At 61.7% G+C, this 26158-nt stretch carries 22 protein-coding genes and 1 pseudogene; 12 read left to right on the plus strand and 11 right to left on the minus strand.

Annotated elements, in window-relative coordinates; translation table 11 throughout:
- Positions 1–94 precede the first annotated feature (94 nt).
- Both BEN47_RS23090 and BEN47_RS09475 read right to left on the minus strand, forming a co-directional pair.
- Positions 95–1667, minus strand: a pseudogene (locus BEN47_RS23090) (ABC transporter permease/substrate-binding protein).
- The gene (locus BEN47_RS09475) at positions 1655–2638 is read right to left on the minus strand and encodes an ABC transporter ATP-binding protein (protein ID WP_070727674.1); all 984 of its coding nucleotides are present in this window, start codon (positions 2636–2638) and stop codon (positions 1655–1657) included. Before BEN47_RS09475 ends, BEN47_RS23090 begins: the two are co-directional and overlap by 13 nt.
- A 118-nt stretch (positions 2639–2756) precedes the next feature.
- Between BEN47_RS09475 and BEN47_RS09480 the strand changes: the two genes are divergently transcribed.
- The 3 genes from BEN47_RS09480 (at position 2757) to BEN47_RS09490 (ending at position 6069) form a co-directional block, all read left to right on the plus strand.
- The gene (locus BEN47_RS09480) at positions 2757–3752 is read left to right on the plus strand and encodes a DUF1028 domain-containing protein (RefSeq protein WP_070727677.1); all 996 of its coding nucleotides are present in this window, start codon (positions 2757–2759) and stop codon (positions 3750–3752) included.
- A gap of 151 nt (positions 3753–3903) precedes the next feature.
- Positions 3904–5553 (plus strand): M28 family peptidase, encoded by a 1650-nt coding sequence (locus BEN47_RS09485; RefSeq protein WP_070727681.1) that lies wholly within the window; start codon positions 3904–3906, stop codon positions 5551–5553.
- Positions 5554–5646: 93 nt separating this feature from the next.
- Positions 5647–6069 carry a BrxA/BrxB family bacilliredoxin gene (locus BEN47_RS09490; RefSeq protein WP_035567043.1) on the plus strand — a complete coding sequence of 141 codons (423 nt, stop codon included), beginning with the start codon at positions 5647–5649 and terminating at the stop codon, positions 6067–6069.
- A gap of 74 nt (positions 6070–6143) precedes the next feature.
- Here the strand turns inward: BEN47_RS09490 and BEN47_RS09495 are convergent, their stop codons facing one another.
- The 3 genes from BEN47_RS09495 to recQ form a co-directional block, all read right to left on the minus strand.
- Positions 6144–6644, minus strand: a complete 501-nt coding sequence (locus BEN47_RS09495; RefSeq protein WP_083322287.1) for an EamA family transporter — start codon at positions 6642–6644, stop codon at positions 6144–6146.
- Positions 6645–6709: 65 nt separating this feature from the next.
- Positions 6710–7042: a GxxExxY protein gene (locus BEN47_RS09500; RefSeq protein ID WP_239691555.1), complete on the minus strand. Its 333-nt coding sequence runs from the start codon at positions 7040–7042 to the stop codon at positions 6710–6712.
- A gap of 134 nt (positions 7043–7176) precedes the next feature.
- Complete coding sequence (gene recQ / locus BEN47_RS09505; RefSeq protein WP_070727687.1) at positions 7177–9381, minus strand: DNA helicase RecQ; 2205 nt, start codon at positions 9379–9381, stop codon at positions 7177–7179.
- A 325-nt stretch (positions 9382–9706) separates the two neighbouring features.
- Between recQ and BEN47_RS09510 the strand changes: the two genes are divergently transcribed.
- Positions 9707–10726, plus strand: a complete 1020-nt coding sequence (locus BEN47_RS09510) for a KpsF/GutQ family sugar-phosphate isomerase (protein ID WP_070727690.1) — start codon at positions 9707–9709, stop codon at positions 10724–10726.
- An 84-nt stretch (positions 10727–10810) separates the two neighbouring features.
- Positions 10811–11893, plus strand: a complete 1083-nt coding sequence (locus tag BEN47_RS09515; RefSeq protein WP_070727691.1) for a mannose-1-phosphate guanylyltransferase — start codon at positions 10811–10813, stop codon at positions 11891–11893.
- 112 nt (positions 11894–12005) lie between these two features.
- On the opposite strand, the gene BEN47_RS09520 is transcribed toward BEN47_RS09515, so the two are convergent.
- The 3 genes from BEN47_RS09520 to BEN47_RS09530 are packed head-to-tail and all read right to left on the minus strand — an operon-like array spanning position 12006 to position 14556.
- Positions 12006–12263: a hypothetical protein gene (locus BEN47_RS09520; protein WP_070727694.1), complete on the minus strand. Its 258-nt coding sequence runs from the start codon at positions 12261–12263 to the stop codon at positions 12006–12008.
- Positions 12260–13327 carry a 23S rRNA (guanosine(2251)-2'-O)-methyltransferase RlmB gene (rlmB, locus tag BEN47_RS09525; protein WP_083322288.1) on the minus strand — a complete coding sequence of 356 codons (1068 nt, stop codon included), beginning with the start codon at positions 13325–13327 and terminating at the stop codon, positions 12260–12262. The genes BEN47_RS09520 and rlmB overlap by 4 nt, the downstream gene beginning before the upstream one ends.
- Complete coding sequence (locus BEN47_RS09530; RefSeq protein ID WP_070727697.1) at positions 13273–14556, minus strand: GWxTD domain-containing protein; 1284 nt, start codon at positions 14554–14556, stop codon at positions 13273–13275. Before BEN47_RS09530 ends, rlmB begins: the two co-directional genes overlap by 55 nt.
- A gap of 388 nt (positions 14557–14944) precedes the next feature.
- Between BEN47_RS09530 and BEN47_RS09535 the strand changes: the two genes are divergently transcribed.
- The 3 genes from BEN47_RS09535 (at position 14945) to BEN47_RS09545 (ending at position 16756) form a co-directional block, all read left to right on the plus strand.
- Positions 14945–15496 carry a Riean_0653 family protein gene (locus tag BEN47_RS09535; protein ID WP_070727701.1) on the plus strand — a complete coding sequence of 184 codons (552 nt, stop codon included), beginning with the start codon at positions 14945–14947 and terminating at the stop codon, positions 15494–15496.
- 31 nt (positions 15497–15527) lie between these two features.
- Positions 15528–16079: a Riean_0653 family protein gene (locus BEN47_RS09540; protein ID WP_070727703.1), complete on the plus strand. Its 552-nt coding sequence runs from the start codon at positions 15528–15530 to the stop codon at positions 16077–16079.
- 119 nt (positions 16080–16198) lie between these two features.
- Positions 16199–16756 (plus strand): Riean_0653 family protein, encoded by a 558-nt coding sequence (locus BEN47_RS09545; protein WP_125921598.1) that lies wholly within the window; start codon positions 16199–16201, stop codon positions 16754–16756.
- Between the two features lie 136 nt (positions 16757–16892).
- Here the strand turns inward: BEN47_RS09545 and BEN47_RS09550 are convergent, their stop codons facing one another.
- The 3 genes from BEN47_RS09550 to BEN47_RS09560 form a co-directional block, all read right to left on the minus strand.
- Complete coding sequence (locus BEN47_RS09550) at positions 16893–19904, minus strand: glycosyltransferase family 117 protein (RefSeq protein ID WP_070727709.1); 3012 nt, start codon at positions 19902–19904, stop codon at positions 16893–16895.
- A gap of 271 nt (positions 19905–20175) precedes the next feature.
- Entirely contained in the window at positions 20176–20823 is a 648-nt protein-coding gene (locus tag BEN47_RS09555; protein WP_070727713.1) for a T9SS type A sorting domain-containing protein, read from the minus strand.
- A 258-nt stretch (positions 20824–21081) separates the two neighbouring features.
- The gene (locus BEN47_RS09560; RefSeq protein ID WP_070727790.1) at positions 21082–21840 is read right to left on the minus strand and encodes a biotin--[acetyl-CoA-carboxylase] ligase; all 759 of its coding nucleotides are present in this window, start codon (positions 21838–21840) and stop codon (positions 21082–21084) included.
- Positions 21841–21907: 67 nt separating this feature from the next.
- On the opposite strand from BEN47_RS09560, the gene rsfS reads away from it, so the two are divergent.
- From rsfS to BEN47_RS09580, 4 genes are all read left to right on the plus strand, one after another.
- Positions 21908–22288 (plus strand): ribosome silencing factor, encoded by a 381-nt coding sequence (gene rsfS / locus BEN47_RS09565; RefSeq protein WP_070727716.1) that lies wholly within the window; start codon positions 21908–21910, stop codon positions 22286–22288.
- A gap of 114 nt (positions 22289–22402) precedes the next feature.
- On the plus strand, positions 22403–24529 hold the full coding sequence (ftsH, locus tag BEN47_RS09570; protein WP_070727719.1) for an ATP-dependent zinc metalloprotease FtsH: 2127 nt from the start codon (positions 22403–22405) through the stop codon (positions 24527–24529).
- A 130-nt stretch (positions 24530–24659) separates the two neighbouring features.
- The gene (locus BEN47_RS09575; RefSeq protein WP_070727793.1) at positions 24660–25322 is read left to right on the plus strand and encodes a LutC/YkgG family protein; all 663 of its coding nucleotides are present in this window, start codon (positions 24660–24662) and stop codon (positions 25320–25322) included.
- Between the two features lie 46 nt (positions 25323–25368).
- Complete coding sequence (locus BEN47_RS09580) at positions 25369–26151, plus strand: UDP-2,3-diacylglucosamine diphosphatase (protein WP_070727723.1); 783 nt, start codon at positions 25369–25371, stop codon at positions 26149–26151.
- Positions 26152–26158 lie beyond the last annotated feature (7 nt).

Genomic DNA, 26158 nt, shown 5'->3' on the forward strand with positions numbered 1-26158 from the left:
AACCCACTTTCAGTGGTTTCTTTCAGTCGGCTTTAGCCGAAACCCGCGAATTCCATTCGCAACCCAAACCTATGGACTTCCAGTCCATAGTCGTTTAGTGCCGCAAATACTGCCCCAAATCCGACACGCTTGCGATGCTCAACTGCTGCGCCTGCTGCTGGCGCATGAGCAGTGCGTAGGTGTTGTTGAAACCCAGCGGGGCCAGCCACTCCAGGTTGTAGCGGCGGCGAAATTCAGTGCGCACGTAGTGGAGCACGGTATCGGGCCGGCCGCCCAGGGAGTCAACCACGGCGGGCGTGGGCTGCAAGAGCACTAGCAGGCCGGTGCCGGTGTACTCGGGATACATATCGATGGCGCCATCACGCAGGGCCTCGAAGCAGATGGTGGTGCCGCCGAGGCCGGTTTTGGTTTGCACGGCCAGGCCGGTGTTGCCGCGAATGAGGGCGGCATACATTTCGGCCAGAATGTACTGCTCGGCAAAAATCTTGGAGCCCAGGCGCACCACGGGCGCGCCGGCCACGGCCGGCCGGGGTGCCCGCCACAGCCCCCGCCGCCGCAGAAAGCCCTCGGCAATGGCTTGGGGCGACTGGTGCAGGTAGTCGGCGCGGTAGTTCAGGTTGGTCATCACCGAATCCGAAATCTGGCCAGCGAGCAGGGCCAGCACGGGCGCCAGCTCCGGGTGCTCACGCAACAGCGCCGGCCGCACCACGGGCACGGCGTAGTAGGGCGGAAACACGCGGCGGTCGTCGTGCAGCACACGCAGGTTGTAGGCCCGAATGCGGCCGTCGGTGGAGTAACCGTCTATCACGTCCACGTTGGCGTTGCGGGCGGCTTCGTACACCAGCGCGGGCGCCAGCACCACGTTGGGCAGGCGCGTGAGGCCGTAGGTTTTGGTGAGGCTGGGCAGGCCATCGGCCCGGCCCACAAATTCGGGGCTGAACCCGGCCAGCAGCTTGCCCGTGGCGCGGGGCAGCAGGTACAGGGCCCCCAGCAGCGGCAGCGCCACCAGCAGGCCCGCGCCCACCCGGCCCAGGCGCCGGGGCGCTCAGCCGCTGCACAGCACCCAGCGCGGCATCGAAGGCCAGCGCCAGGGCGGCGGCTGGCAGGGCGCCGGCCAGAATCATAGCCGGGTTATTCAGGGCAATGCCACCGAAGATGAACTCGCCCAGCCCGCCCGCCGCAACATAGGCGGCCAGCGTGGCCACGCCCACGTTTATCACCGCCGCCGTGCGGATGCCGGCCATGAGCACCGGCAGGGCCAACGGCAGTTCCACCCGGCGCAGCACCTGGTCGTCGGTCAGGCCCAAGCCGCGCGCCGCTTCCACCACCGCCGGCGCCACCCCCTGAATGCCCGCCAGCGTGTTGCGAATGATGGGCAGCAGTGAATACAGAAACAGCGCAAATATGGCCGGCTTCGGCCCAATGCCCAGCAGCGGAATCAGAAAGCCGAGCAGCGCGATGCTGGGCACCGTCTGGAGCACGCCCGCCAGGCCCAGCACCGCCGGGGCCCAGTGCGGCCGGCGCGACAGCCACAGCCCCACGGGCACGCCCAGCAGCACCGCCAGCAGCAGCGAAACCGCCGTCAGGCCAATGTGCTGCAGGGTTTGCTCGCCGAGCTTGCCGGCCTGCTCGTGCCAGAAAGTGAGCAGCGCGCTTAGCGTTTCCATGCGTCCTCCTCTCGTTGCAGGGCCTCGCCGAAAGCCGCCATCAGCTGCGCCACGGTGAAGGGGAATGACGGGAGCGCCGTATCGGCGCTGGTCAGCCTTTCCAACGCCTCGTTTACGGTGATTTGGGAATTGAGATTGTCGGAATCACGGCGGTTAGTATCGGCCATATTCCAATGCGAGGTTTCGACAAAAACGTCTGCCAGCGTTAGGGTGCGCAACTGTAGCGCCAGCCGCTCGGCGGCGAAGAAGCGGCGCACGAATTCGTTGGCGGGCCGGAAGAGCAGCTCGCGGGGCGTGCCCAGCTGCTGCGGCTGGCCGGCGTCGAGCAGCAAAATCCGGTCGGCCAGCTCGAAGGCTTCGGTCACGTCGTGGGTTACCAGAACTATCGTTTTGCTGCGTAATTCTTCCAGCTCCCGGAACTCGCGCCGGATGCTGGCGCGGGTCAGCGGGTCGAGGGCGCCGAAGGGCTCGTCTAGCAGGACGATGGGCGGGTCGGCGGCCAGGGCGCGGGCCAGGCCCACGCGCTGCTGCTGCCCGCCCGAAAGCTGGTGCGGCAGCTGCCCGGCGTAGCGGGCGGGGGGCAGGTGCAGGCGGGTGAGCAGCGCCTCGGTACGGTCTGCTATGGCGGCCGGGGCGTGGCCCAGCAGGCGCGGCACCACCGCAATATTCTCGGCCACGGTATAGTGCGGCAGCAGCCCCACTTGCTGAATGACGTAGCCGATGCCCCGCCGCAGGAGTTCGGGCCGCTGCGCGAGGATGTCCCGGCCGTTGATTTCTACCGTGCCGCCGTCGGGCTCAACCAGCCGGTTGAGCATCTTGAGCAGCGTGGTTTTGCCGCAGCCGCTGGGGCCGAGCAGTACCAGGGTTTCGCCGGCCGCCAGCTCAAACGAGACATCCTGCACCACGGCGTGCGCCCCAAAGTGCTTGCTAAGGTGGGAAACGCGAACAACGGGCGGCTGATGGGTTGGCATGGGGCAGGAGGGAGGCAAGGTAAACCCGGCAGGTTGATTTGGGTTTGGCCACCGGGGCGTACCCGTGGTTTTTCGCCGCGTAACTTGGCTGCATCATTCCCATCTCACCCGTTTTTACATGGTTTACCGATACCTGCTTTCCTTCCTGCTGCTCCTCTCGTTATGCCTGCCCGCTGCGGCGCAGATGTATTCCAGTACCGACCCGTTTGCGCACACGTTCAGCATTGTGGCGCGCGACCCTGCTACCGGCGAAATGGCGGTGGCCGTGCAAAGCCACTGGTTTTCGGTGGGTACTTCCGTGAGCTGGGGCGAGGCCGGGGTGGGCGTGGTGGCCACGCAGTCGTTCACCAACAAATCATTCGGCCTACGCGGGCTGGCCTTGCTGAAAAGCGGCAAATCGGCCCAGCAGGCGCTGGATGAATTGCTGGCCAACGACGAAGGCCGCGACGTGCGCCAGGTCGCCATTCTCGACAACCAGGGCCGCGTGGCCACCCACACCGGCCAGAAGTGCGTGGACATGGCCGGCCACCAGCAGGGCGCCCAGTTCTCGGTGCAGGCCAACATGATGCTTTCGGATAAAGTCTGGCCCGCCATGGCCAAGGCCTACGAGCAAAGCGCCAAGCTGCCCTTGGCCGAGCGGGTGCTGGCCGCCCTGGAAGCGGCCCAGGCCGTAGGCGGCGACATCCGCGGTCGGCAATCTGCCGCGCTGCTGGTGGTGCGCGACACCACCACCGAAGGCCCCTGGGCCGACCGCCTCGTGGACCTGCGCGTGGACGACCACGCCGCTCCGCTCCCCGAGATGCGCCGCCTCCTGAGCCTGCACCGCGCCTACGAGCACATGAACGCCGGCGACCTGGCCGTGGAGAAAAACGACATGCCTGCCGCCATCCGCGAGTATGAAGCCGCCGAAAAGATGTTTCCCAAAAACCTGGAAATGAAGTACTGGCACGCCATCACGCTGGCCAATAAGCAGCAGGTGCCCGCCGCGCTGGCCCTGTTGCGCCCCATTTTCAAGCAGGAGCCCAACTGGCGCGTCCTCACCGAGCGCCTGCCCAAAGTAGGCCTGCTCACCGTGACCGCCGCCGAGCTAAAGCAGATTCTGGCTTTGAGATAGAGAACTTACGCGCAACCATTTTTCCCGCAGAGGTCGCAGAGGTGAAACCGCAGAGGTAGCCGCTAAAAATCTGCGAACCTCTGCGGTTTCACCTCTGCGACCTCTGCGGGAAACGCTCGTTTGCTTAACGTGCACAACTCATTGTTTGAATATGAAAACGCTTTTTCTGAAAACGGCACTCGCCAGTTTACTCACAGCCAGCCTGGCCCATTCGCAAGCCCCGCTCACCGTTCCCAAGCCCGTGGCTGCGGCGCTGGCCCAGGTGCAGCCCGAAGCCATCAAAGCCCACATTGCTTACCTCGCCGATGACAAGCTGCAGGGCCGCCAAGCCGGCACGCCCGGCTACCAAATGGCCGTAGATTACGTGACCAAACAGCTGAAAAGCCTGGGCGTGCAGCCCGCTGGCGACGCCGGTACCTACATTCAGAACGTGCGCCTGCGTAAGGCCTTTCTCAAGCCCGGCGCCACGTTTGCGGCTATGGGTGCGCAAGGCGCTATGCCCCTCACCGCCGGCCAGGACTACATTGTGTACCCCAGCCCGGAGCTGCCCGCCACCAGCGTGCAGGATGCGCCGCTGGCCTTTGCCGGCTTCGGTATCAGCGCGCCCGAGCTGGGCTACGACGACTACGCCGGCCTCGATGTGAAGGGCAAAGTGGTGGTGATAGTGCGCGGGGCGCCCCGCACGTTTGCTTCCACGGTGGCCGCGGCCAGTCAGGACTTATCGGGCATTTTGCAGGCGGCGGCCCGGCACGGCGCCGTGGGGCTGGTGGTGGCCTCGACGCGCGCCGGCACCCTGCCCGACCTGAAGCGCGGCACCTACAGCGTGCTCGGGCCCAACGGCAAAGTGGCCGCTTCGCGCACCTTTGCCGTGGGCAGCCGCCAGCAGCTCTACGCGGCCGTGAACGCCGCCACTTTCCAGCGCCTCATGCAAACCGCCGGGCTGGACACGGCCCAGATGTTCGCCTCCATTAAGAGCGGCAAGCCTGCTTCGGCCCCGCTGAAAACCGCCGTGAGCGCCAGCGCCGAATCCACTTACCAGGACATCGAGAGCTTCAATGTGGTGGGCAAATTCACGGGTTCCGATGCCAGGCTGCGCGACGAGTACGTGGTGCATTCGGCCCATCTCGACCACTTGGGCATCACCGCCCCGGTGCGGGGCGATTCCATCAACAACGGCGCGCACGACAACGCTTCGGGCGTGGCCTGCGTGCTGGAAATAGCCAAAATCTACTCTAAGCTTAAGGAAAAACCTAAGCGCAGCATGCTTTTCGTACTGATGACCGGCGAGGAGCTGGGCCTGCTGGGCTCGGCCGCGTTCGCCGCCAACCCCACGGTGCCCAAGGCCAGTATCGTGGCCGACGTGAACATGGACATGCCCACCATCATCGCGCCGCTGCTGTCGGTGGTGGCGCTGGGTGGGCAGCATTCCAGCCTGCTGCAACCCGTGTCCAGAGCCGCCGCCTACATGGGCATCACCCTGGAACAAGACCCCGAGCCGGAGCAGAACCGCTTCATCCGCAGCGACCAGTACAGCTTCGTAACCGCCGGCATTCCCGCCCTTCACCTCAAATACGGCAACAAAACCGCCGACGGCAAAAACAACCTCAACGAGACCGTGCAGAAGTGGCGCGCCGTGACCTACCACAAACCCCAAGACGATATCAACGGCCTCTTCGACTTCGAGGCCGGTAAGAAGTACGTGCAGCTCTGCTTTCTGATTGGCTACCAAGTGGCGCAGAATCCGGTGCGGCCAACCTGGAACAAGGGCGACTTTTTTGGGCAGCGCTACGGCAGCCGCTGAGAACCCGCCCCGAAACTTTCCCCGGCCGCCGATGCTTTAGACCTTCGTACTTTTACAGTCCACGCGGCCCCGCCGCTTTTTAACGATAAGACAATGGCAGTTTATCCCGAATACATGGTGGCGCCCATCCGCCAGGACCTCACTGAGGTTGGTTTTGAACAACTGATGACCCCCGAAGCAGTGGATTCCGCGCTGGCTTCGAACGAAGGCACCGTGCTGGTGGCCGTGAACTCGGTGTGCGGCTGCGCCGCTGCCAAGGCCCGCCCGGCCCTGAAAATGGCCTTGGCCAGCGCCGACAAAAAGCCCGGCAAGCTAGTGACCGTATTTGCCGGCATGGAAACCGAAGCCGTGGCTAAGATGCGCGAGCACCTGCTCCCATATCCTCCCTCGTCCCCTTGCATCGCCCTGTTCAAAGACGGCGAGTTGGTGCACATGATTGAGCGCTACCACATCGAAGGCTCCGACGCCATGCGCATTGTGAACAACCTGCAAGGCGCGTTTGAAGAGTATTGCTAGATTTTATAGCGGTTGATGGGCAGCGATTAACGGTCAATGATTGACCGCTGCCCACTAGCCATTAGCCACTGAAATCAAGCATTTGGATTGGCTTCGTAAATGGTCGTTCCGGTTTCGGGGCGACCATTTTTTTGTTGGGCCTCCGCTTTCTCATCGGGCTCGCCGACGGCAATGAGGATGGCCCCGCCCGCCATAAGCGCGGCCCCGACCATAATTTGCCAGGTAAGCTTCTCCTTCAGGAACAGCGCGGCCAGCACGACCGCAAACACCAGCGACACGTTGGTGAGGGGCGATACCCGCGAGGCATTGCCCAGCGACAGCGCCCGGAACGAGAGCAGCGACGACGCGGCCGCAAGTACGCCGGCCCCAATCAGAAACAGCCAGCTTCTACGGTCAACCTTGCCGATTTCGGGCAGCAGCCCTTCCCACACCACGGTGCCCCACGAAACTAGGAGAATCAGCACGGCCTGAATGGCAAAGGCAAGGCTGGGCGGTACGTTCTTGAGGCCGGCTTTCGACAGCGTGACGACGGAAGCCGCCGCAATGGCCGCCAACAAGGCAAATACTACCCACACAGGACCACTGATTTAACGGATTTTAACGGATTAGGACGGATTTTTTGTGGTTCCGCTTTGGGCCACTACTTTTTGAGTGTCTTTACGAAACGTTTGAATTCGAGGCTGGATGCGCCGAAATTTATCAGGAGGCCAACGGGGACTTTAAAGGCTTCTAGGTAATTGATAATCTGGACGTGGTGTGCGGGCACAAGCGCTTCCAACGCTTTCATCTCAACTAATACTCGCCTTTCAATAAAAAAGTCGGCTCTGCGGGAGCCGACTTTTTTGTCATCATAATAAATAGGTAAATCAATTTCCCGCTCGGCTTTCAGCCCTTGCTTGAAAAGTTCGATGGCCAGCGCCCGTTGAAACACCACTTCCGGAAACCCACGTCCCAACTTCCGATGCACCGCCATCTAGCCCCCAATAATGGCATGCGTCAACTGATTATATTCCTCAAGATTAAGCAACCCTGTCATCACCAAAAACCATAGCGCGCGGAACCACAATAAACACGTCTCAATCCGTTAAAATCTGTTAAATCTGTGGTCTAGTTGGCTACCTCGCTGATGAACTTGATGCGCACCAGCCGCAGCTCCTCCTCGCTGAACTCGTCGCCCAGCTCCTTCATGGCCACGGCAATGTTGTCCGTAGTGGCCGACATGAAATAGTCGTAGATTTCTTCCTGGCGGTCTTCCTCCACCATTTCGTTGAGGTAATAGCCGATGTTCAGGCGGGTGCCGGAGTAGCAGATGTGCTCAATTTCCTCCATCAATTCGGCCATGCTGATGCCCTTGGACGAGGCAATGTCCTCCAGCATCATCTTCTTGTCGATTTGCTGGATGATGTAGATTTTGATTTTTGAGCGGTTCACGGCCGACTTCACCACCACGTCCTCGGCGGTTTCGATGTCGTTGTCTTCCACGTACTTCTTGATGGCGGCCACGAACGGCGCGCCAAACTTGCTGGCCTTGCCCTGGCCCACGCCCGACACGTGCGTAAGGTCGTGCAGGGTGGTGGGGTAAGTGGTGGCCATCTCCTTCAGGCTGGGGTCCTGGAAAAGGACGTAGGGCGGCAGGTTTTTCTGCTTGGCCACCTGCTTGCGCAGCTCTTTGAGCTGCGTGAACAGGGCTTCGTCGTGCCCGGCGGCTTGTTGTACCTCCTCCTTTTCCTCGTCGGCCTTCTGCTCCTCGTCGAAGTTGTGGTCCTTCGTGAGGGTGATGGAGCGCGGGTTTTCAATGAAATCAATGCCCTTGTCGGTAATGCGCACCAAGCCCAGGCTGTCGATATCCTTCTCCAAAAAGCCGTTCAGCAGGCACTGGCGCAGCACCGAGTGCCAGAACTGCGCGTCGCCCAGGGCCTTGCCCTGGCCATACACCGGCAGGGCGTTGTGGGCGTAGCTCTCAATGTGCGGGTTGTTCAGCCCCAGCAACACCTGGCCAATGTGGTTGAGGTTGAAGCGGGCCTCCGTCTGCACCGTGGCGCGCAGGGCCAGGCCCACGGCAGCTTCGCCCTCGAACCGTTCCTTAGGGTGGCGGCAGTTGTCGCAGAAGCCGCAGTCGGTGTCCAGCTGCTCGCCGAAGTAGTGCAGTAGCTGCCGGCGGCGGCACACGGCGCTTTCGGCGTAGTTGGTCATCTCGGCCAGCAGTTGGTGGGCGTTGTCGCGCTCGGTGACCGGCTTGTCTTTGCTGAATTTTTCCAGCTTCAGAATGTCGTCGTAGCTGTAGAACATCAGGCAGTTGCCTTCCAGGCCGTCGCGGCCGCCGCGGCCGGTTTCCTGGTAGTAGCCCTCTATGGATTTGGGCGCGTCGAAGTGAATCACGAAGCGCACGTCGGGCTTGTCGATGCCCATGCCGAAGGCAATGGTGGCCACAATCACGTCGCACTCCTCATTAAGGAAAGCGTCCTGGTTGTCGATGCGCACCTGCTGGTCCAGCCCGGCGTGGTAGGGGCGGGCGCGCACGTCGTTCACGCGCAGCAGCTCGGCTATTTCCTCCACTTTCTTGCGGCTGAGGCAGTAAATAATGCCGGCCTTGCCCTTGTGCAGCTTCACGTACTGAATGAGCTGCTTTTTGGTGTTGTGCTTGGCGCGCACCTCGTAGTAGAGGTTGGTGCGGTTGAAGCTGGTTTTGAAGACGCTGGCGTCGTCCATCTGCAGGTTTTTCTGGATATCCAGCTGCACTTTGGGCGTGGCCGTGGCCGTAAGGGCGATGATGGGCACGTTGCCGCCCAGGTTGTCGATGATGCCGCGAATCTTGCGGTACTCGGGCCGAAAATCGTGGCCCCACTCCGAAATGCAGTGGGCCTCGTCGATGGCCACGAAGCTGATGGTTGATTTCAGCAGAAACTCAATGGTGTCGTCCTTGGTCAGGCTCTCGGGCGCTACGTACAGCAGCCGCACGTCGCCGCTGATAACGTCCCGTTTCACCCGGTTCATTTCCGTCTTGGTCAGCGTCGAATTGTACACCTGCGCATTCACCCCAAACGCCCCCAGCTGGTCCACCTGGTTCTTCATCAGGGCGATGAGAGGCGAAATGACAATGGCCGTGCCCGGCAGCACCAGCGCCGGCAGCTGGTAGCACAGGCTTTTGCCGGCCCCTGTGGGCATGATGACGAACGTGTTGTTCCCGGCCAGGATGTTCTGGATTACCGCCTCCTGGGTGCCCCGAAACTGGCCGAAGCCAAATACTTCTTTCAGTGTGTGTTTTAACTCGGCGACGAGGGGCGGGGCTTCTTGGAGGGCAGCAGATGGCATAGGACGTAAGCTCAGGTGGCAGGCAGGCAGATGGCCCGGTTCTTAACGAAGATAAGCACTAGCCTAGTTTTCCGACGTAAAAAAATGGTGTTTTTCGTGAATTGTGGAAAACAATTCAGTCACACTAAATCGCGAGTATTTCGCTCAAGGGGAAGCAAAAGGTAGCTGAATAGCCTCATTGCGGGAGCGTGCCAGTAATAGACGATTCTGAGACTGGCGGTCGCGCCTGGTCAGCTTTGCGCTGATGCCGGGCTGCAGCATGCGCGCCGGGAGTGGGGCTTAGGTTCTTTTCCGCAATTTTGTAGCTCCATTTTCTGCTTCGCTCATGCCTGCTTCCGCTCAATTTACAGACCCCTCCCTTGCTGGCCCGGCCCCGGCTTCTGCCGATGTGCTCGCCATTGCCCGCCAGGTGCTGCACGCCGAAGCCGCCGCCCTGCACGACGTGGCCGATGCCCTTGCTGCCACCCCTGATTTTGTGAGCTGCGTGCAGGCCATTCTGCAACTCAAGGGCCGCGTGGTGGTCACGGGCATTGGCAAAAGCGCCCACATTGCCGGTAAAATAGTAGCCACACTCAACAGTACCGGCACGCCGGCCCTGTTCATGCACGCCGCCGACGCCATTCACGGCGACCTGGGCATGATTCAGCCCGAAGACTTCGTGGTGGCCATCAGCAAGAGTGGCGACACGCCCGAAATAAAGGTGCTGGTGCCGCTGCTGCGCCGCAAGGGCGTGCCGCTGGCCGCGCTGGTGAGCAACGCCGATTCCTACCTCGGCCAGCAGGCCACCTACATTCTGCACGCCCCGGTAACGAAGGAGGCCTGCCCTAACAACTTGGCTCCCACTACCAGTACCACCGCGGCCCTGGCCCTGGGCGATGCCCTAGCCGTGTGCCTGCTCGAAAGCCGCCAGTTTACGGCCGCTGATTTTGCCCGCCTGCACCCCGGCGGCACCCTCGGCAAGCGCCTCTACCTGAAAGTGGGCGACCTGAGCCGCCAGAACCAGCGCCCCCAGGTAACAGAAGATTCCCCGCTAAAGGAAGTGCTGCTGGAAATATCCGGCAAGCGCCTCGGTGCCACCGCTGTGCTCGACGCTGCCGGCCAGCTTGCCGGCATCATCACCGATGGCGACCTGCGCCGCATGCTCGGCAGCTTTTCTGAGTTGGAAAAGCTGAAGGCCCGGGATATTCTCACGCCTCACCCCGCCACTATCGACGTGGAGGATTTTGCCGCCGAGGCCTTGGCGCGGATGCAGCAGCGCAACATCACCCAACTGGTGGTAACGGAAGACGGACAGTTTGCCGGCTTCATTCACTTGCACGATTTACTGCGGGAAGGGCTGGTTTAGGGCGTATGTTGCAGCGCAACCTCCGGGCAGCCGGTGGGCCACCGCTTCCGCCTTAGATTTAAGCCACCGCTTACCTTTACCGATATGAATTCCACCTACCTCATTGTAATGGCCGGCGGTATTGGCAGCCGATTCTGGCCCTTCAGCCGCACCCATCACCCCAAGCAGTTTCATGACGTGCTGGGTACGGGGCGGTCTATGCTCCAGCTTACCGTGGACCGGTTTGCCGGCGTTTGCCCGCCCGAAAACGTGTTTGTGGTCACGAACCGCGACTATACTGACTTGGTGCACGAGCACCTGCCCGAGCTGCCGCTGGACCGGATTCTGGGCGAGCCCATTGGCCGGAACACGGCGCCTTGCATTGCCTACGCCAGCTATCGTATTGCCAAGCGCGACCCCCAGGCCACTATTATCGTGACCCCGGCCGACCACGCCGTGCTGCGCGAAGACGAGTTCCGTCGCCTCATTGGCGTTGCCGTGGACGCGGCCCAGGCCAGCGACGTGCTCATCACGCTCGGCATTCAGCCCTCGCGGCCCGATACCGGCTACGGCTATATTCAGTACATGGACGACCAGTCCTTGCCCGGTGGGCAGCTGCACAAGGTCAAAACCTTTACCGAAAAGCCAAATCTGGAACTGGCCCGCATGTTCGTCGAGAGCGGGGACTTTCTCTGGAATTCCGGCCTGTTTGTGTGGCGTGCCGAGGTTATCATCGCCGCCTTTCGTCACTACCTGAGCGACATTGCCGAGGTATTCGAAGAAGGTGCCGCCATGCTCGGTACGCCGCAGGAAGAAGCATTTATCAGCCAGGCTTACTCGCGCTGCCGCAACATCAGCATCGACTACGGGATAATGGAAAAGGCTGACAACGTGTACGTACTGCCCGCCGACTTCGGCTGGAGCGACGTGGGCACCTGGGACTCCCTGCACCGCATCGGCCAGCGCGACGAGAATGAAAATGTGGTTAGCGGCGACGTGCTGCTCTACGACACCAGCGGCTGCGTCATCAAAACCCCCCCCGAGCGCCTCGTAGTGGTGCAGGGCCTGGAAGACTACATCGTGGCCGAGTACGACAACGTGCTGCTCATTTGCAAGCGCAGTGAGGAGCAGCGCGTGAAGGACTTCGTGGCCGATGTGAAGGCGAAGAAGGGCGCGGGGTATAACTAGCGGCCAAAAACCTCACCCCCAGCCCCTCTCCAAAAGAGAGGGGAGCCTGAGACATAGTAATAAAAAAAGCCTGCTGAACAGCAGGCTTTTTTTGTGGGCATTTTGGCGATGGCTATGACTTCGGGGTCTTGTAAACGCTGAGCGAAATAGCTATAATCAAGCCGATTGAAGCGGCTTTGAGGAAGAGTAATTGCTGGTCAAGCTGCTGGCCGCGAGCCCGCACTTTGGAAAGCGCTGCCTGGGAACCTCCGGTTGCAAGCAACTTCTTTTCGGCAAACTCAGCTTCGTATTTGTAGCTGATTCTGTTGTTGAACCAACCATACAGGCTCAACAGGAAAAGGCCCGCCAGCAGCCAGCTCAGCTTTCTCATTTGCCTGAAGAAACCCGCTGCCGGGCCACCTCAAACAGCATGATGCCAGCCGCCACGCTCACGTTCAGACTCTGAATCTGGCCGCTCATGGGCACTTTGAGCTTCACATCGGCCAGGTTCAGCAGGTCCGGCGAAATGCCGTCTTCTTCCGAGCCCATGAGCACGGCTACCGGGCCGGTGAAATCCACTTCGGCGGCGCCCACGGCTTCGTCGGCTTTCTCGGTACAGGCCACCACGGTCACGCCGGACTGCTGCAGAAATCGGATGGTTTCGTGCAGGTTGTTTTCGCGGCACACGGGCAGAATGTTCAGCGCGCCCGCCGACGTTTTCAAGGCGTCGCCGTTGATTTGGGCGGCGCCGCGGCCGGGCACTACGATGGCCTGCACGCCCAGGCACTCGGCGGTGCGGGCAATGGCGCCGAAGTTGCGCACGTCGGTAATGCGGTCCAGCAGCAGCAAAAACGGCACTTTGCCTTCCTCAAACAAACCGGACACGATGCTGTCGAGCGGCGCGTAGTCAATGGGCGACACGAAGGCCACCGCGCCCTGGTGGTTTTTGCGGGTCAGGTTGTCGAGCTTCTCCACGGGCACCAGCTGCACCTGGATGCCGGCCGCGCGGGCGGCAGCCGAAATGTCCGTCACGAGGCTGTTTTTGGTACCGCGCAACAGAAAAATTTTCTCCAGGGTACGGCCCGCGTTCAGCGCTTCCTGAATCGGGCGCAGGCCAAACAGCATGTCGATGCTGGCGGCCTGGGCCGGGCGGTTTTCGTAGCGGGGGCGGTCGTTGCCGCCGCGCTCGCCGCCTTCATTGCTGCGCTCGCGGTAGGGGGAACGGCTTTCGCCCCGGTCCGAGCGGCCGGTGCGGTCGCCGGCGGCTTCGTCGCGGTTGTCGCTGCCGCCGCGGCCTTTGGGGCGGGCGGGGCGGTCGTCAAACTCGCTGCCGCTGCGCTCGGGGCGGAACTGCTTGGGGGTGACGGGGCGGTTGTCGCCGTCGTAGAAGCGGCGGCCGGCTACCGGGCGCGCGGGACGTTCGGGCCGGTCAGGGCGGTCGGTGGGGTTCTCCATTTTTCAACGGCGGCATACCAGAGCAATTCGTACTCGGGCCGGCGCACCAATTCGTAGTAATCAGGCGCAAAGGTACTAGGCCGGGGGCGGAAGGTGTAGGTGACGGGCCCGCCGTTTACGCCGCCTTCGGAATAAAACCACCGTTCCTCGCCGGTAAAGAGGCGCCGCACGCTGGGCGGCGGCCCCAGCACCACGTACAGCAGGCCGCGGTCGGTGAGCCAGCCGGCCTTGTGGGCGGCAAACAAGCGGTTGGCGGCCGTTACGCGGCCGTAGTAGCGGCGTATCAGTTCTTTGCCCAGGCTTTGGTTGCCCTGGGCAATGTCGAGCCAGAATTTATCCACGGCGCGCTTCGGGTCGGCCGCGTTGGTGAGGCGCTGGCGCTCCTGGCTGGTGGTGAGGTAGCGCAGCGGCTCAATCAGCTCGGCGGCGGTGGTCAGGGCCGGGTAGTCATTGTCTGCTACCATCACCGCCAGCGGGCCGGACAGGGCTGCGCCCGCCCCGCCCACGCGCAGGCTGTACAAGCCCGGCTCATCGAAACGCAACGGCTCGCCCGGGCGGGTAGTGGCGGAGTCCAGCACGGGCAGCACCGCCGGTCCGCCGGGCGCCGCGTTGGAGCGGCTCATGGGTGGCAGGGCCGCCACCTGGCTCACCGCGTAGCGTTTCCAGCGCACGGGCTGGTAGAGGCCGAAATGGTCCACGCCAAAGGGTTCGCCGGCTTGCACGTAGCGTCGCAGCAGGGGCTGGCCGAGGGAGTCGATGAGCACGAACGGGCGCGTCAGCAGGGCGTCGGTGAGGCGCAGCCAGGCCGTGGTGGTGGGTTCCTGGTAGTCTTCTTTGGCATCAACGGGGCTGGTGCGCAACTCCAGCACGGCCCCGCGCGGCAGGCGCGCCGCCGCCACGCAGAAGCTGAGCCGGGTGGCCTCCGTTTCGGGGCGCGGGTGCTGCTGGCGGCGCGGCACGCTGTCCTGCCACAGCGGCACCTTGGCTTCGTAGCTGGGCCACACCGTGAGCTGCAGCGCGTGGCCGGGGCCCAGGCGGGCGGGCGCGGGCAGCCGCAGGTAGAAGCGCAGGCTGTCGCCCTCGCGGCGCGTGTCCACTTCCAGGCGCGGGCCGTCGCGGTACAGGCCGGCGTAGTCAGGGCGCGGTGCGGGGGGAGCAAAGGCGCACAGCAGCGGCAGCAGCCAGCCGAGGCGGACCCAAAAGGGCGAACAGTAGGGGAGGCGTGGCACGATGAAGACGAAATTGTAAAGTCCTTTTTTTCTAACGAAGAAAACGCATGAAACGGCTGCAGGAGATGAATGAAGCGGGGAAGTGACAGGAAAAAAGCGCCCGCCGGGCCTTTTGAAAAGTGCCACAATGGTAAAAATAGTACTGCCGCGCAGCATCACCTGCGTGCTGATAACCAGTAGCTTTAGCCCGTGGTTGCCACCAGATTGGTAGCGCCGCCGCGCAGTTCCTGGTAATTGACGCTATGATATGAAGGTGCTTGCTGGGTCTGCCGTTGGTCGGCTTCAGCTCTGGTTATTGCGTGCTGTCAATAATGCGTGCTGTCAATAAGATAATAACATCACAACTATCCTTCCGCGTGCATTCGCCAACCCTCTCCCCCTTTCTGCCATGAAACTCTGCCTGTTCCTCGGCCTGGCCGCCCTGCTGGCCACCAGCGCCTGCAAGAAAGACGACTTTGATCTCGACGGCTTGGTGCCCGCGACGCAGTCTGGAAAGGACACCGGCGACTTCTTACTCAACGGCCAGCCCTATCGGCCGGGCCGGGGTAGCGCGTATCCCGGCCCAGCAGTGGGCGCCATTTGGTCCAACATCAGGGGCGGACGGAAGATTACGGTAGTAATGGGGCGCAAGTTTGACCGGGATGATACCGGCATCAACATCGTGCTGCCGCGCATCACCGGCCCGGCCGTGTTCACCATCACCGACGGCGTCAGCCCCGTGGTCATCACCGGCAACCGGTCGTACATCATCTACGGCATTACGCAACCGAGTCCGGCGCGGCAATTCCTCACCGGCCCCGCGGCCGTGGGCCGGGTTGAAGTCACGCGCTACGACACGGTGGCGCGCGTGGTGTCGGGCACGTTCGAGGCCATGCTGCGCGAATTCCAAGGGCCGGATTCAGTGGTCATCACCAAAGGCCGTTTCGATTGCAAATTTTAGTTTCTCTATTGACCCTCTCCCCCTTTCTGCCATGAAACCCTACCTGTTCATCAGCCTGGCCGCCCTGCTGGCCACCAGCGCTTGCAAGAAAGACGAAATTGATGCGCTGCCCAAGGCCACGCAGGAGGGCAAGAACACGGCCGGCTGCCTCGTCAACGGCGAAGGGTTTGTGGCCGCCGAGTCGGGCGGTAGCTTGCTGAGCAACCCCACTCCGGCCTTAGCGGGAGGCTTCTACGAGGACAGCCTTTATTACTTAACCTTGGCTGGTAAAACAAGCAGAGGAAAGACGCGCATCCGCTTGTTTTTTCGCTCACAATCGCCCGGCACTTACTTGTTCAATCAAACCACTCCCAACTTGGACCGAGCGGGGTTGCGCTACACCCTTGGGTATGCCGCCTGCGAGTTTTCAGACACCAAGGAATTTTATATCACAAACGCTCAGCACACGGGGCAAGTAGTGTTGACCCGGGCCGACCTGAGCCGTGGCATCACGGCCGGCACGTTCGAGTTCACGGCGGCCAGCACGTTCGACCCGCGCAAAACCATCACCGTCACCAAAGGCCGCTTCGACCGCCGGCAGTAAAGAGCCCCTTGTCCTCCGTTGCCAAGTGGCTGCCAATAACGAGCGCCATCACAATATAGTAGCACTAAACTTTCTTGGTTCTCCCCGTGCATTTCATTTGTCCTTTTCCACTCCCCGCCATGCGAGTCTACTTGTTCCTGCCCTTGGCCGCCGTTTTGCTCACGGCCTCTGCTTGCAAGAAAGACGAAATCGACGCGCTGCCCAAGGCCACGCAGTCGGGCAAGAACACGGGCGGCTGCCTGGTCAACGGCGAAGGGTTCGTGGCCGCCGAGTCGGGCGGCAGCCTGCTGAGCAACCCCACCCCGGCCCTAAGCGGGGGCTTCGCTTTTGACAGCGTGTACTACGTGAGCCTCAACGGCCGGTACCAGAATCGGCGGGCCACCATCCTGCTCTTTTTGCGCACCCGCGTGGCCGGCACCTACCCGCTCAACCGAACCACTTCGTACTACCCGCAAGGTGACCCGCTTCAAATATTCAGCCACGCCACGGTGACCCTGGCTGGGTCGGGCGGGGAAACGTTTGTGACCAGCGCCCAACACACGGGGCAAGTGGTGCTGACCCGAATGGACAAACACGCCGACATCAGCGCCGGCACGTTCGAATTCACGGCAGCCAGCACGTTCGACCCGCGCAAAACCATCACCATCACCAAGGGCCGCTTCGACCGCCGGCAGTAGCACTTTCTTTCACCGTCGCTTCACGCTACTACCAGAGTCTGCTCATTCACTTTGTTCATACGACTATTCAGTTAAGCAAAAAGAGGCCGTTCGCGCACTGCGAACCGGCCTCTTTTTTTCAACTACAACCCGCCTATTAGCGCGGGTAAAATTGCTCCATCAGCCCGCGGGCCTTGGTGCTGCGGGCGGCGTCGCCGCTGCGCTCTGCCGCCTGGTACACGCTTTGCAGGCCCAGGAGGTAGCCGCGCTGGTCGTCTTCAAACAGGCTGGCGTCGGGCTTGGTGGCGTAGTAGGCCAGCATCTGCTCCGAGCGGCGCGTCATGGTGTCGAGAATTTCATCGGCCCGCTTCTTCTCGCCGCCGGCTACCAGCGCCGGTACCAGCTGCGGCGAGTAGTAGTCGTAGGGAATGGTGTTATCCGGCATCAGCTCCAGGGCCTTGACGGCCACTTCCCGGGCCTTGGCCACGTTGCCATCGGCCAGGTACGCCGTGGCCAGGCGGGCAAACTTGTCGCGGTAGTTGGCCGGGAAGCGCAGGTGGTTTTCGTCGTAGAAAATGGTGGGGTCCTGCAGGCCGCGGTACTGGAAATCCTTCAGCAGGTGCTGGTAGGTGATGTCCTTTTCCACGTAGCCTTCCTCGCCGCTGCGGGGGTCGTAGGCGGGGTCGCGTAGCGGTAGCAGGCGGTAGGCCATGCCTTCGAGCTGGAAGTAGGGCTGCAGGTTCATGTAGTCGCCGGGGTTCACTGTGGAGCTGAAGTAGATGGGGCGCTCCCAGTTATTGGTGGCAATCATGTCGAGAATCACCAGATTTTTCTTCTCAATGGCGCGCTTGCCCATGCTCCACTCCATGCGGGACACCAGCTGCTTCTCGCGGTCCTTGGGGATGATGCCCAGCTTCTTAACGGCCGCCGTGTCGATGGGCAGGTAGAAGTTCGGCGTGGGGAACGACATCATGCCCGGGCCGCCTTCCTGGTACTGCACCTGCAGCAGCGGGTTGTTGTTCTGCACCAGCTGAATGAACTCCTTGAGGTTCACGCTCTGCACCGACGGGTTGGCCGCGAACGGCAGCATGTCGTTGGTGCCCTGGGCGTACCGGTCTTCGCCCATGCTGATGGGGAACGGGGCCGACTTGTAGGAGCGGCGCTTCATCTGGGCAATGTACCAGTCGGTGTTCAGGTAGCTGAGCACGGCCACGCGCACGTCGGTCCGGATGCCTTCCACCTCCTGGGCGTACCAGAGTGGGAAGGTGTCGTTGTCGCCGTTGGTGAACAGAATGGCGTTCGGCGCGCAGCTATTGAGCAGGTTCTTGGCCGAGTCCACCGAGTTGTAGCGGTCGGAGCGGTTGTGGTCGTCCCAGCCCTGGGCCACCATAATGCCGGGGATGAGCAGGCCCGCCACCAGGGCCAGGCCGGCGCGCAGGCCGTCGGCCTTCACCACTTTGCGCAGCAGCTCGGCCAGGCCCAGCACGCCCAAGCCTATCCAAATGGCAAAGGCAAACGTGGCCCCCGTAAAGGTGTAGTCGCGCTCGCGCGGCTCACGCGGCGGCTGGTTGAGGTAGAACACAATGGCCAGGCCGGTCATCAGAAACAGCAGGCCGGTCACCCAGGCGTCTTTGCTGTTGCGGCGGCTCTGGAAATACAAGCCAATGAGGCCCAGAATGAGCGGCAGGGCCAGGAAATTATTATGCGCCGGGCTCTCGCCAATGCGCGGCGGCAGATTGGCCGCGCTGGGGCTGAAGGGCGTGACCACGCCCGCCTGCTGCACGTCGGACTCGCGCCCCACGTAGTTCCACATAAAGTAGCGCCAGAACATGTGGCCCATCTGGTAGCGGAACAGGAAGCCCAGGTTCTGGCCCATGCTGGGCTTCACGCCGTCCTGGATGTCCACCCACTTCTTGTAGTTGGCCACCTGGTCGGGCTCGTAGTTGTAGATGCGCGGCAGCAGCATCTTGTCGCCGTCGGGGTAGCCGGCTTCCTGCTGGCGGGGCAGAATTTCCTTGTAGGTGCCAGTTTTCAGGTCGCGGGCGTAGCGGGGGGTGCCTTCCTCGTAGTGGTCGGGCTGCGAAAACAGGTGCGGGCCGTAGAGCAGAGGCCGCGAGCCGTACTGCTCGCGCTTCAGGTAGCTTACAAACGAAAGGACGTTCTCGGGGTCGTTTTCGTTGATGGTGGGCTTAAATGAGCTGCGAATCGGCACGATGAGGTAGCTCGAATACCCAATTAGGATAAACACGAAGCACAACATGACCGTGTTCAGCAGCTGGCTGCGGCGCTGAACCGACTGCCGGAAGCCAACGTAAATCAGGCCCGCAAACAGCACCAGGAAGAGTATTAGACCCGAGTTGAAGGGCAGGCCGATGGTGTTGACGAAGAATACCTCAAACGAGCCGGCCAGCGTGGGCAGGCCCGGAATGATGCCCACCATGATGGACGCTACAATCACCATGCTCACCACCAGTACTATAATGCCTCCTTTGGTAGTAGGATTGGCCGTGCGGCGGTAGTAGTAGATAAAGCCCAGAGCCGGCAGCGTGAGCAGGTTCAGCAAGTGCACGCCGATGCTCAGGCCAATGACGTAGGCAATGAGGATGAGCCACTTGTCGGAGTCGGCCTCGCTGGCGTGGGCTTCCCACTTGAGCATTATCCAGACCACGGCCGCCGTGCAAAGGGCCGACATGGCGTATACCTCGCCCTCCACGGCATTAAACCAGAACGAGTCGGAGAAGGCAAAGGCCAGGGCTCCCACCACGCCCGCGCTCAGTATGAGCAGGGTCTGGGAGCTGCTGGGCTCCACCGATTCGGCGGCCAGGCTGTTGGTGGCGGCGTCGCCGCGCAGCACCAGCTTACGGGCCATGCGGGTGATAATCCAGAAGAGAAACAACACCGTGAAGGCGCTGCTCAGGCCCGACAGAGCGTTGATGAGCACCGCCACCTTGGTCACGTCACCAAACGCGAGCAGCGACATCATGCGGCCCAGCAGCAGGAAGGTAGGCGCGCCGGGGGGGTGCGGCACCAGTAGCTTATAAGAGCAGGCTATGAACTCGCCGCAGTCCCAAAACGAAGCGGTGGGCTCCAGGGTGAGGAAGTACGTGGCGGCAGCAATGGCGAAAACGAGCCAGCCAACGAGGTTATTCAGGCTTTTGAAGGAACGCATAGAATCAGAAAGAGCGCAGGCCCCAACGGCCAACGCAGCAGGCAGAGGGTCGGGAAACGAAAGTTGGGAAAGTAGCTAAAGGTCAAAAGTAGGCATTGCAACGTTGCAGTTGCACGATGTTCGGGCTCCATATTTTTGGGCTAATCAGCGCCCTGGTCCGCGCCGTCCTCGCAGCAAGCCGGGACCAAGCCCCCGATGCGGCCGCCGAACAGGCCAAAAACACGAAAAGCAGCCATAAGCTGCTTTTCGTTTCTCGATCCCAAAAAAAAGGTCAGTTCTGCAGCACCAGCCGCTTGGTAGAGGCCACTTTGCCGTCTACCACCAAGCTGTAGAAGTACACGCCGGCGCGCAGGTTGCTCAGGTCCACGGGCAGGCCGGCGGCGGTGAGCTCCGGCTTGAGGGCGATGGTGCGCACCTCCTGCCCGATGATGTTGCTCACGCGCAGCTTGTAGTCGGCGCCAGGCTTCTGGTTCAGCTGCACCGTTATCTGGCCGCGGGTGGGGTTGGGGTACACGTTGAGGGTGATGCCTGCCGTACGCGCATCGAGCGCGGCCGAAGGGGTGGCCACCACCGTCAGCACGCCGTATTGCCCGAAGCCGGGTGCGCCGTGGGCTTGGCAGTGGTACGGAAACACGCCCGGGGTGTTGAAGGTGATGGAGCGCGTCTTATTGGCGTTATCCATCGCAAAAGTGGGCCAAGCGGCAATGTCCGATACCGTGGGGTGGCTGGACTGGCCCACGTAGCTCCAGGTCACCACATCGCCCAGGCTGATGGTGCGCAGGTCGGAAACCCCCGTGGTGTTGCCTGGGCCGCGGTAATAGTTGTCACCCACCAGAATGGTGATGTTGGCCGCTACCGACGGCACCAGCGGCAAAGCCAGCAAGGCGAAGAAGGCAACAAACTGCGTAAAGAGTTTCATATCGAAAGCAGAAAAAGGTGAGCCAAAAAGGGCAGAAGCCCGAATAGGACAAAGACAAGCACCGTGCCGGAATCGTCCCCGCAACATAGAACTAACGCAAGGCGCCGCCCAACGGATTGATAGACTATCAAAGGAGCCAAAAGTTGTTTGGCCAGTGAATAAATATCCCAGTAGGAAGCCCGCCGGATGCCCGCGCGATTAATTTATTTAAAAATTTAAACGCTCGGAACCTCGATGCCAAAAAGGCCGGAAAGGTTGCTACAGGTGCCGGATTTCTTGCATGCCGAAGCGCCGCAGCTCGTTTCCGACCGCTACGGCCAAGCGGCCGTCTTCTTCCACCCCGACAATCTGGCCACTCACCTGCCGGCCCTCCACCAAAAATAAATGCGTCTCCTGGTAGCGGTAGAGCGCCTGCAGGTACGCCTGCCGCAGCTGCCCCACCTGCCCGGCCCGTAGCTGCAGGTAGCGCCGCTCCAGGCACTCCAGCAGGCGCGCCGCCAGCACCTCGCGGGCATAGGCGCGCCCCGTGAGCTGGCTGAGAGAAGTAGCCGTGGGCAACGCAAACTGCTGTTGGTTGATATTCAGCCCAATACCAATGACGCTGTGTTGAATCTTTGTGCCGCTCAGGCTGTTTTCAATGAGCACGCCGCCCAGCTTTTGGTCGCCGTAGTACAAGTCATTGGGCCATTTTAGCTTGAGTTTGGGGCTGGCGCCGAGCAGCGCGCTGGCCCAGTCGTGCAGGCCCAGGGCCACCGCCTGACTCAATAAAAACTGCTGGGCGGCGGCCAGGAACGTGGGTTGCCACACCACCGAAAGCATCAGGTTTTCGGCGGGAGCGGCCTCCCACTGGTTGCCGCGCTGGCCCCGGCCAGCGGTCTGAAAGTCCGTAATTACGGTGCAGCCGTCGCTGGCCCGGTTTTGGACTATGAGGGCCTGGGCCTCCGTGTTGGTGGAGGCGCACGCCGGCAACCACAGCAATTGCTGGCCCGTGAACAAGGTTTGGGGGGTAACAACCACTTCCTTCTTTCGCGTTTCGTTAACTTCGTAGACTTTCGGCTGCAAAGCTCAAACCTAATACCTCAATATGAAAAGCACGTTGGTCCGTCAGGATTCAGACACATTGGCAGATTTGGTCATCCGCGGGATGCAGGACAAGAAGGCGTCCGACATCGTGGTGCTGAATTTGAAAGAGCTCAAAAACGCCGTTGCCGACTATTTTATCATCTGCTCGGCCAATTCCGATACCCAGATTGATGCTGTGGCCCGCTCGGTGGAAGAAGAAATTGAAAAAGTAACCGGCGAAAGTCCCTGGCAAACCGAAGGCCGCACCAACCGCGAGTGGGTGCTGCTGGACTACGTCGACGTGGTGGTGCACGTGTTCCTGCGCGACCGCCGCAAGTTCTACGCCCTCGAAGAGCTGTGGGGCGACGCCGACATCAGCTACATCGAAGCCGAGCCGGCCTAATTGCGCCAGCCCGGTTAAAATAAATACGCTGGTGAAGCGTCTACTCCAATCCGAACATTTGCTTTCGGCGGGGTGTTGGGCCTGTAGTTATACCTGATTTAACTAGCTATTTTCATGTCGGATAAAAATCCTAATAACAATAAGAAAAAGAAGCCCCTGATGCCCGCGCCCAATCCCCGGCCCGGCATGCAACTGTGGGTGTTGGCTGGCTTGCTGTTGTTTCTGATGGGGGTGATGTGGGTGAACAACACCAACTCGCCTACCAAAATCAACCAGCAGCGCTTCGAGCAGATGCTCACGGCGAGCGACGTGCGCGAAATCACCGTCATCAACGAGAAGATGGTAGAGGTGAGCCTCAAGCCCGAGGCCCTGCGCAAAACCGAGTACGCCCGGGAGCTCACGCGCCGCACCCCGTTTGGCACGGCCACTACCGGCGCGCAGTTCTACTTCCCCATCGTGGACGCCAAGGCGTTCCAGGAGAAGCTGGAAGAGCTGCAGAAGGACGTGCCGGCTACCCAGCGCCTGCCGCTCAACATTGATTCCCGCCAGAGCCCCGGCGACTACATCGGCACCTACGGCTTCATCATTCTGATGATTGTCGGCTTCTGGTTCCTGATGCGCCGCATGGGCAGCGCCGGTGGCCCCGGCGGCCAGATTTTCAGCATCGGCAAGAGCAAGGCCGCGCTGTTTGAAGGCGGCGACAAGGTGAAAATCACGTTCAAAGACGTGGCTGGCCTTGAGGAAGCCAAGGAAGAAGTGCAGGAGATTGTGGAGTTCCTCAAGAACCCCAGCAAGTTCACCATTCTGGGTGGTAAAATCCCCAAGGGTGCCTTGCTGGTAGGCCCTCCCGGTACCGGCAAAACGCTGTTGGCCAAGGCCGTAGCCGGCGAGGCCGACGTGCCGTTCTTCTCGCTCTCGGGCTCCGACTTTGTGGAGATGTTTGTGGGTGTGGGTGCGGCCCGGGTGCGCGACTTGTTTAAGCAAGCCAAAGCCAAGGCGCCCTGCATCATCTTTATTGATGAGATTGACGCCGTGGGCCGTAGCCGTTCGCGCGGCTCCACGCCCGGCGGCAACGACGAGCGCGAGAACACGCTGAACTCGCTGCTGGTGGAAATGGACGGTTTTGGTACCGACTCCGGGGTTATCATCCTCGCCGCTACCAACCGCCCTGATACCCTAGACTCCGCATTGCTGCGCCCCGGTCGTTTCGACCGTCAAATCAGCATCGACAAGCCGGACATTAACGGCCGCACCGAGATTTTCCAGGTGCACCTGAAGCCGCTGACGCTGGGCCCCGACGTGGACGCCCGCCGCCTCTCGGCGCAGACGCCCGGCTTTGCCGGCGCCGAGATTGCCAACGTCTGCAACGAAGCGGCCCTGATTGCCGCCCGCCGCGACAAGAAATTCATCACCGACCAGGACTTCACCGACGCTATTGACCGCGTGATTGGAGGCTTGGAGAAGAAAAACAAAATCATTTCGCCCGGCGAGAAGCGCATTGTGGCTTACCACGAAGCCGGCCATGCCATCGCGGGTTGGTTCCTGGAGCACGTCGACCCGCTGGTGAAGGTGAGCATTGTGCCCCGCGGTGTGGCGGCCCTCGGTTACGCGCAGTACCTGCCCAAGGAGCAGTTCCTGTACAACACCGAGCAGCTAATTGACGAGATGTGCATGGCCCTGGGTGGCCGGGCCGCCGAGGAGCTGGTGTTTGGTAAGATTTCTACCGGCGCCCTGAGCGACCTGGAGCGCATCACCAAAATGGCCTACTCCATCGTGACGATGTACGGCATGAACGCCAAGCTCGGCAACGTGTCGTTCTACGACTCCAAGGGCCAGAGCGAGTACGGTTTCTCGAAGCCGTATTCGGAAGCCACGTCGCAGCTGATTGACGAAGAAGTTCGGACCATCATCGAAAACGCCTACACCCGCACCAAGGAGCTGCTCACCGAGCGCCGCCACGAGTTGGAAGTAGTGGCCAAGGAGCTGCTGGAAAAGGAAGTACTTCAACAGGAAGACCTGACCCGTCTGGTCGGCCCGCGCCCCTTTGACACCCAAACCAACTACCAGGCCCACATGGCTGGCACTGACCGCAGCGAAACCGCCTCGGAAGTGCGCGGCGAGCAAGCCGCCGCCGGTGTCATCAGCGACCTGCCCGACCTGCACCTGCCCGGCATCGACGACGACCGTTCGACGCGTCCCGGCACCGATGTGGAAGCCGGTAGCGCCGCTTCGCCTATGTAAGCTGATGCTTCTTGCATTTAAAAAAGCCAGCCCGCAACGGCTGGCTTTTTTTGTGGGCTTTGCGGGTCCTGCGCGCTACTATTGCCGGGCCGGTTACCTTTGGGGCATTCGTTCACCAGCTTCCCTTTCCATGGCAGAATCATCGCGCGAGGCCATTCTGACCCGCATCCGCCAGGGCTTGGCGCAGCCTGCGCCGCTGCCGCCCCGGCCCGATTTTGCCGCGCCCGTGCACCCTCCGCTCACCAACTCCGACGCGGTGGTGGCGTTTGCCGAGAGCTTCCAGCGCGTGGGCGGCGAGTTCTACTACTGCGAGTCGCTGGCGCACCTGGCCGAGCAGCTGGCGGCATTTCAGAAGCGCCAGCAGGTGGGGGCGCCTTACGTGTGGGAGCCCGCGCTGCAGGCCCTGCTGCAGGCGGCTGGGGTTGCCTACTTGGCCGATGAAACCCGGTTTGTGGAGCAGGCTGACCTAGGGCTGACGTCCTGCGAAGCCTTGGTGGCCCGCACGGGCAGCATTCTGGTGGCCGCTGCTACGGCCAGCGGCCGCCGCCTGAGCATCTACCCCGACCAGCATTTGGTAGTGGCTCGACCCAGCCAAGTGGTGGCCGAAATCGGCGATGCCCTGCGCGTGGTGCAGGCCCGGTACGGCGAGCAGATGCCCTCGATGGTGTCGCTCACCACCGGGCCTAGCCGCACCGCCGACATTGAGAAAACGCTGGTGCTGGGCGCCCACGGCCCGCGCCGCCTCGTGTTGTTTCTGCTGGAAGACGACGAGTTTGCGGCGCTTGCCAATTAAAGAGCCGGAATTACCCACGCTCAACTACTTACCCTATGCTGATTGCATGAAGCCACCCCGCACGTTACCCGACCTGGCGCTGGCGCCCGGCCGCCGGGTGTATTTCGCGTCTGATTTCCATTTGGGGGCACCCGATGCGGCTTCGTCGTTAGCCCGGGAGCGGCGCATTGTGCGCTGGCTGGACGAGGCGGCCAAGGACGCCGCTGCCATTTACCTTCTGGGCGACCTGTTCGACTTCTGGTTTGAGTACAAGCACGCCATTCCGCGCGGCTTCAGCCGCTTGCAGGGCAAGCTGGCCGAGCTGACCGATGCCGGCTTACCCATCGTCATCTTCACCGGCAACCACGACATGTGGATGTTCGGCTACTTCACCCAGGAAATGGGGATTCCGGTGCTGCGCCATGAGGTGACGCAGCGCATCGGCAACCAGCTGTTTCACATCGGCCACGGCGACGGGCTGGGGCCGAAGGACTACAGCTACAAGGCCCTGAAGCGGGTGTTTACCTCGTCGCTGGCGCAGTGGCTGTTTGCGCGGCTGCACCCCAACTTCGGCATTGGCTTGGCCAATAAATGGAGCCGCCGCAGCCGCATGCAAACCGGCAAAGACGACACCAAATACTTCGGAGATGAGGAGTGGCTGCTGCAGTACTGCCGCGAGCAGGAAACGCGCCAGCACCACGACTATTACGTGTTCGGCCACCGCCACCTGCCCCTGGATGTGGCCGTGGGCCCCGGCAGCCGCTACGTCAACCTCGGCGAATGGGTCAATTATTGCTCTTACGGCGTATATGATGGCAGCGAACTGGCCCTGCGGCATTTTGAAAAGTAAGGAAAAT

It is taken from the genome of Hymenobacter lapidarius, assembly GCF_001816145.1.
Lineage (GTDB): Bacteria > Bacteroidota > Bacteroidia > Cytophagales > Hymenobacteraceae > Hymenobacter > Hymenobacter lapidarius.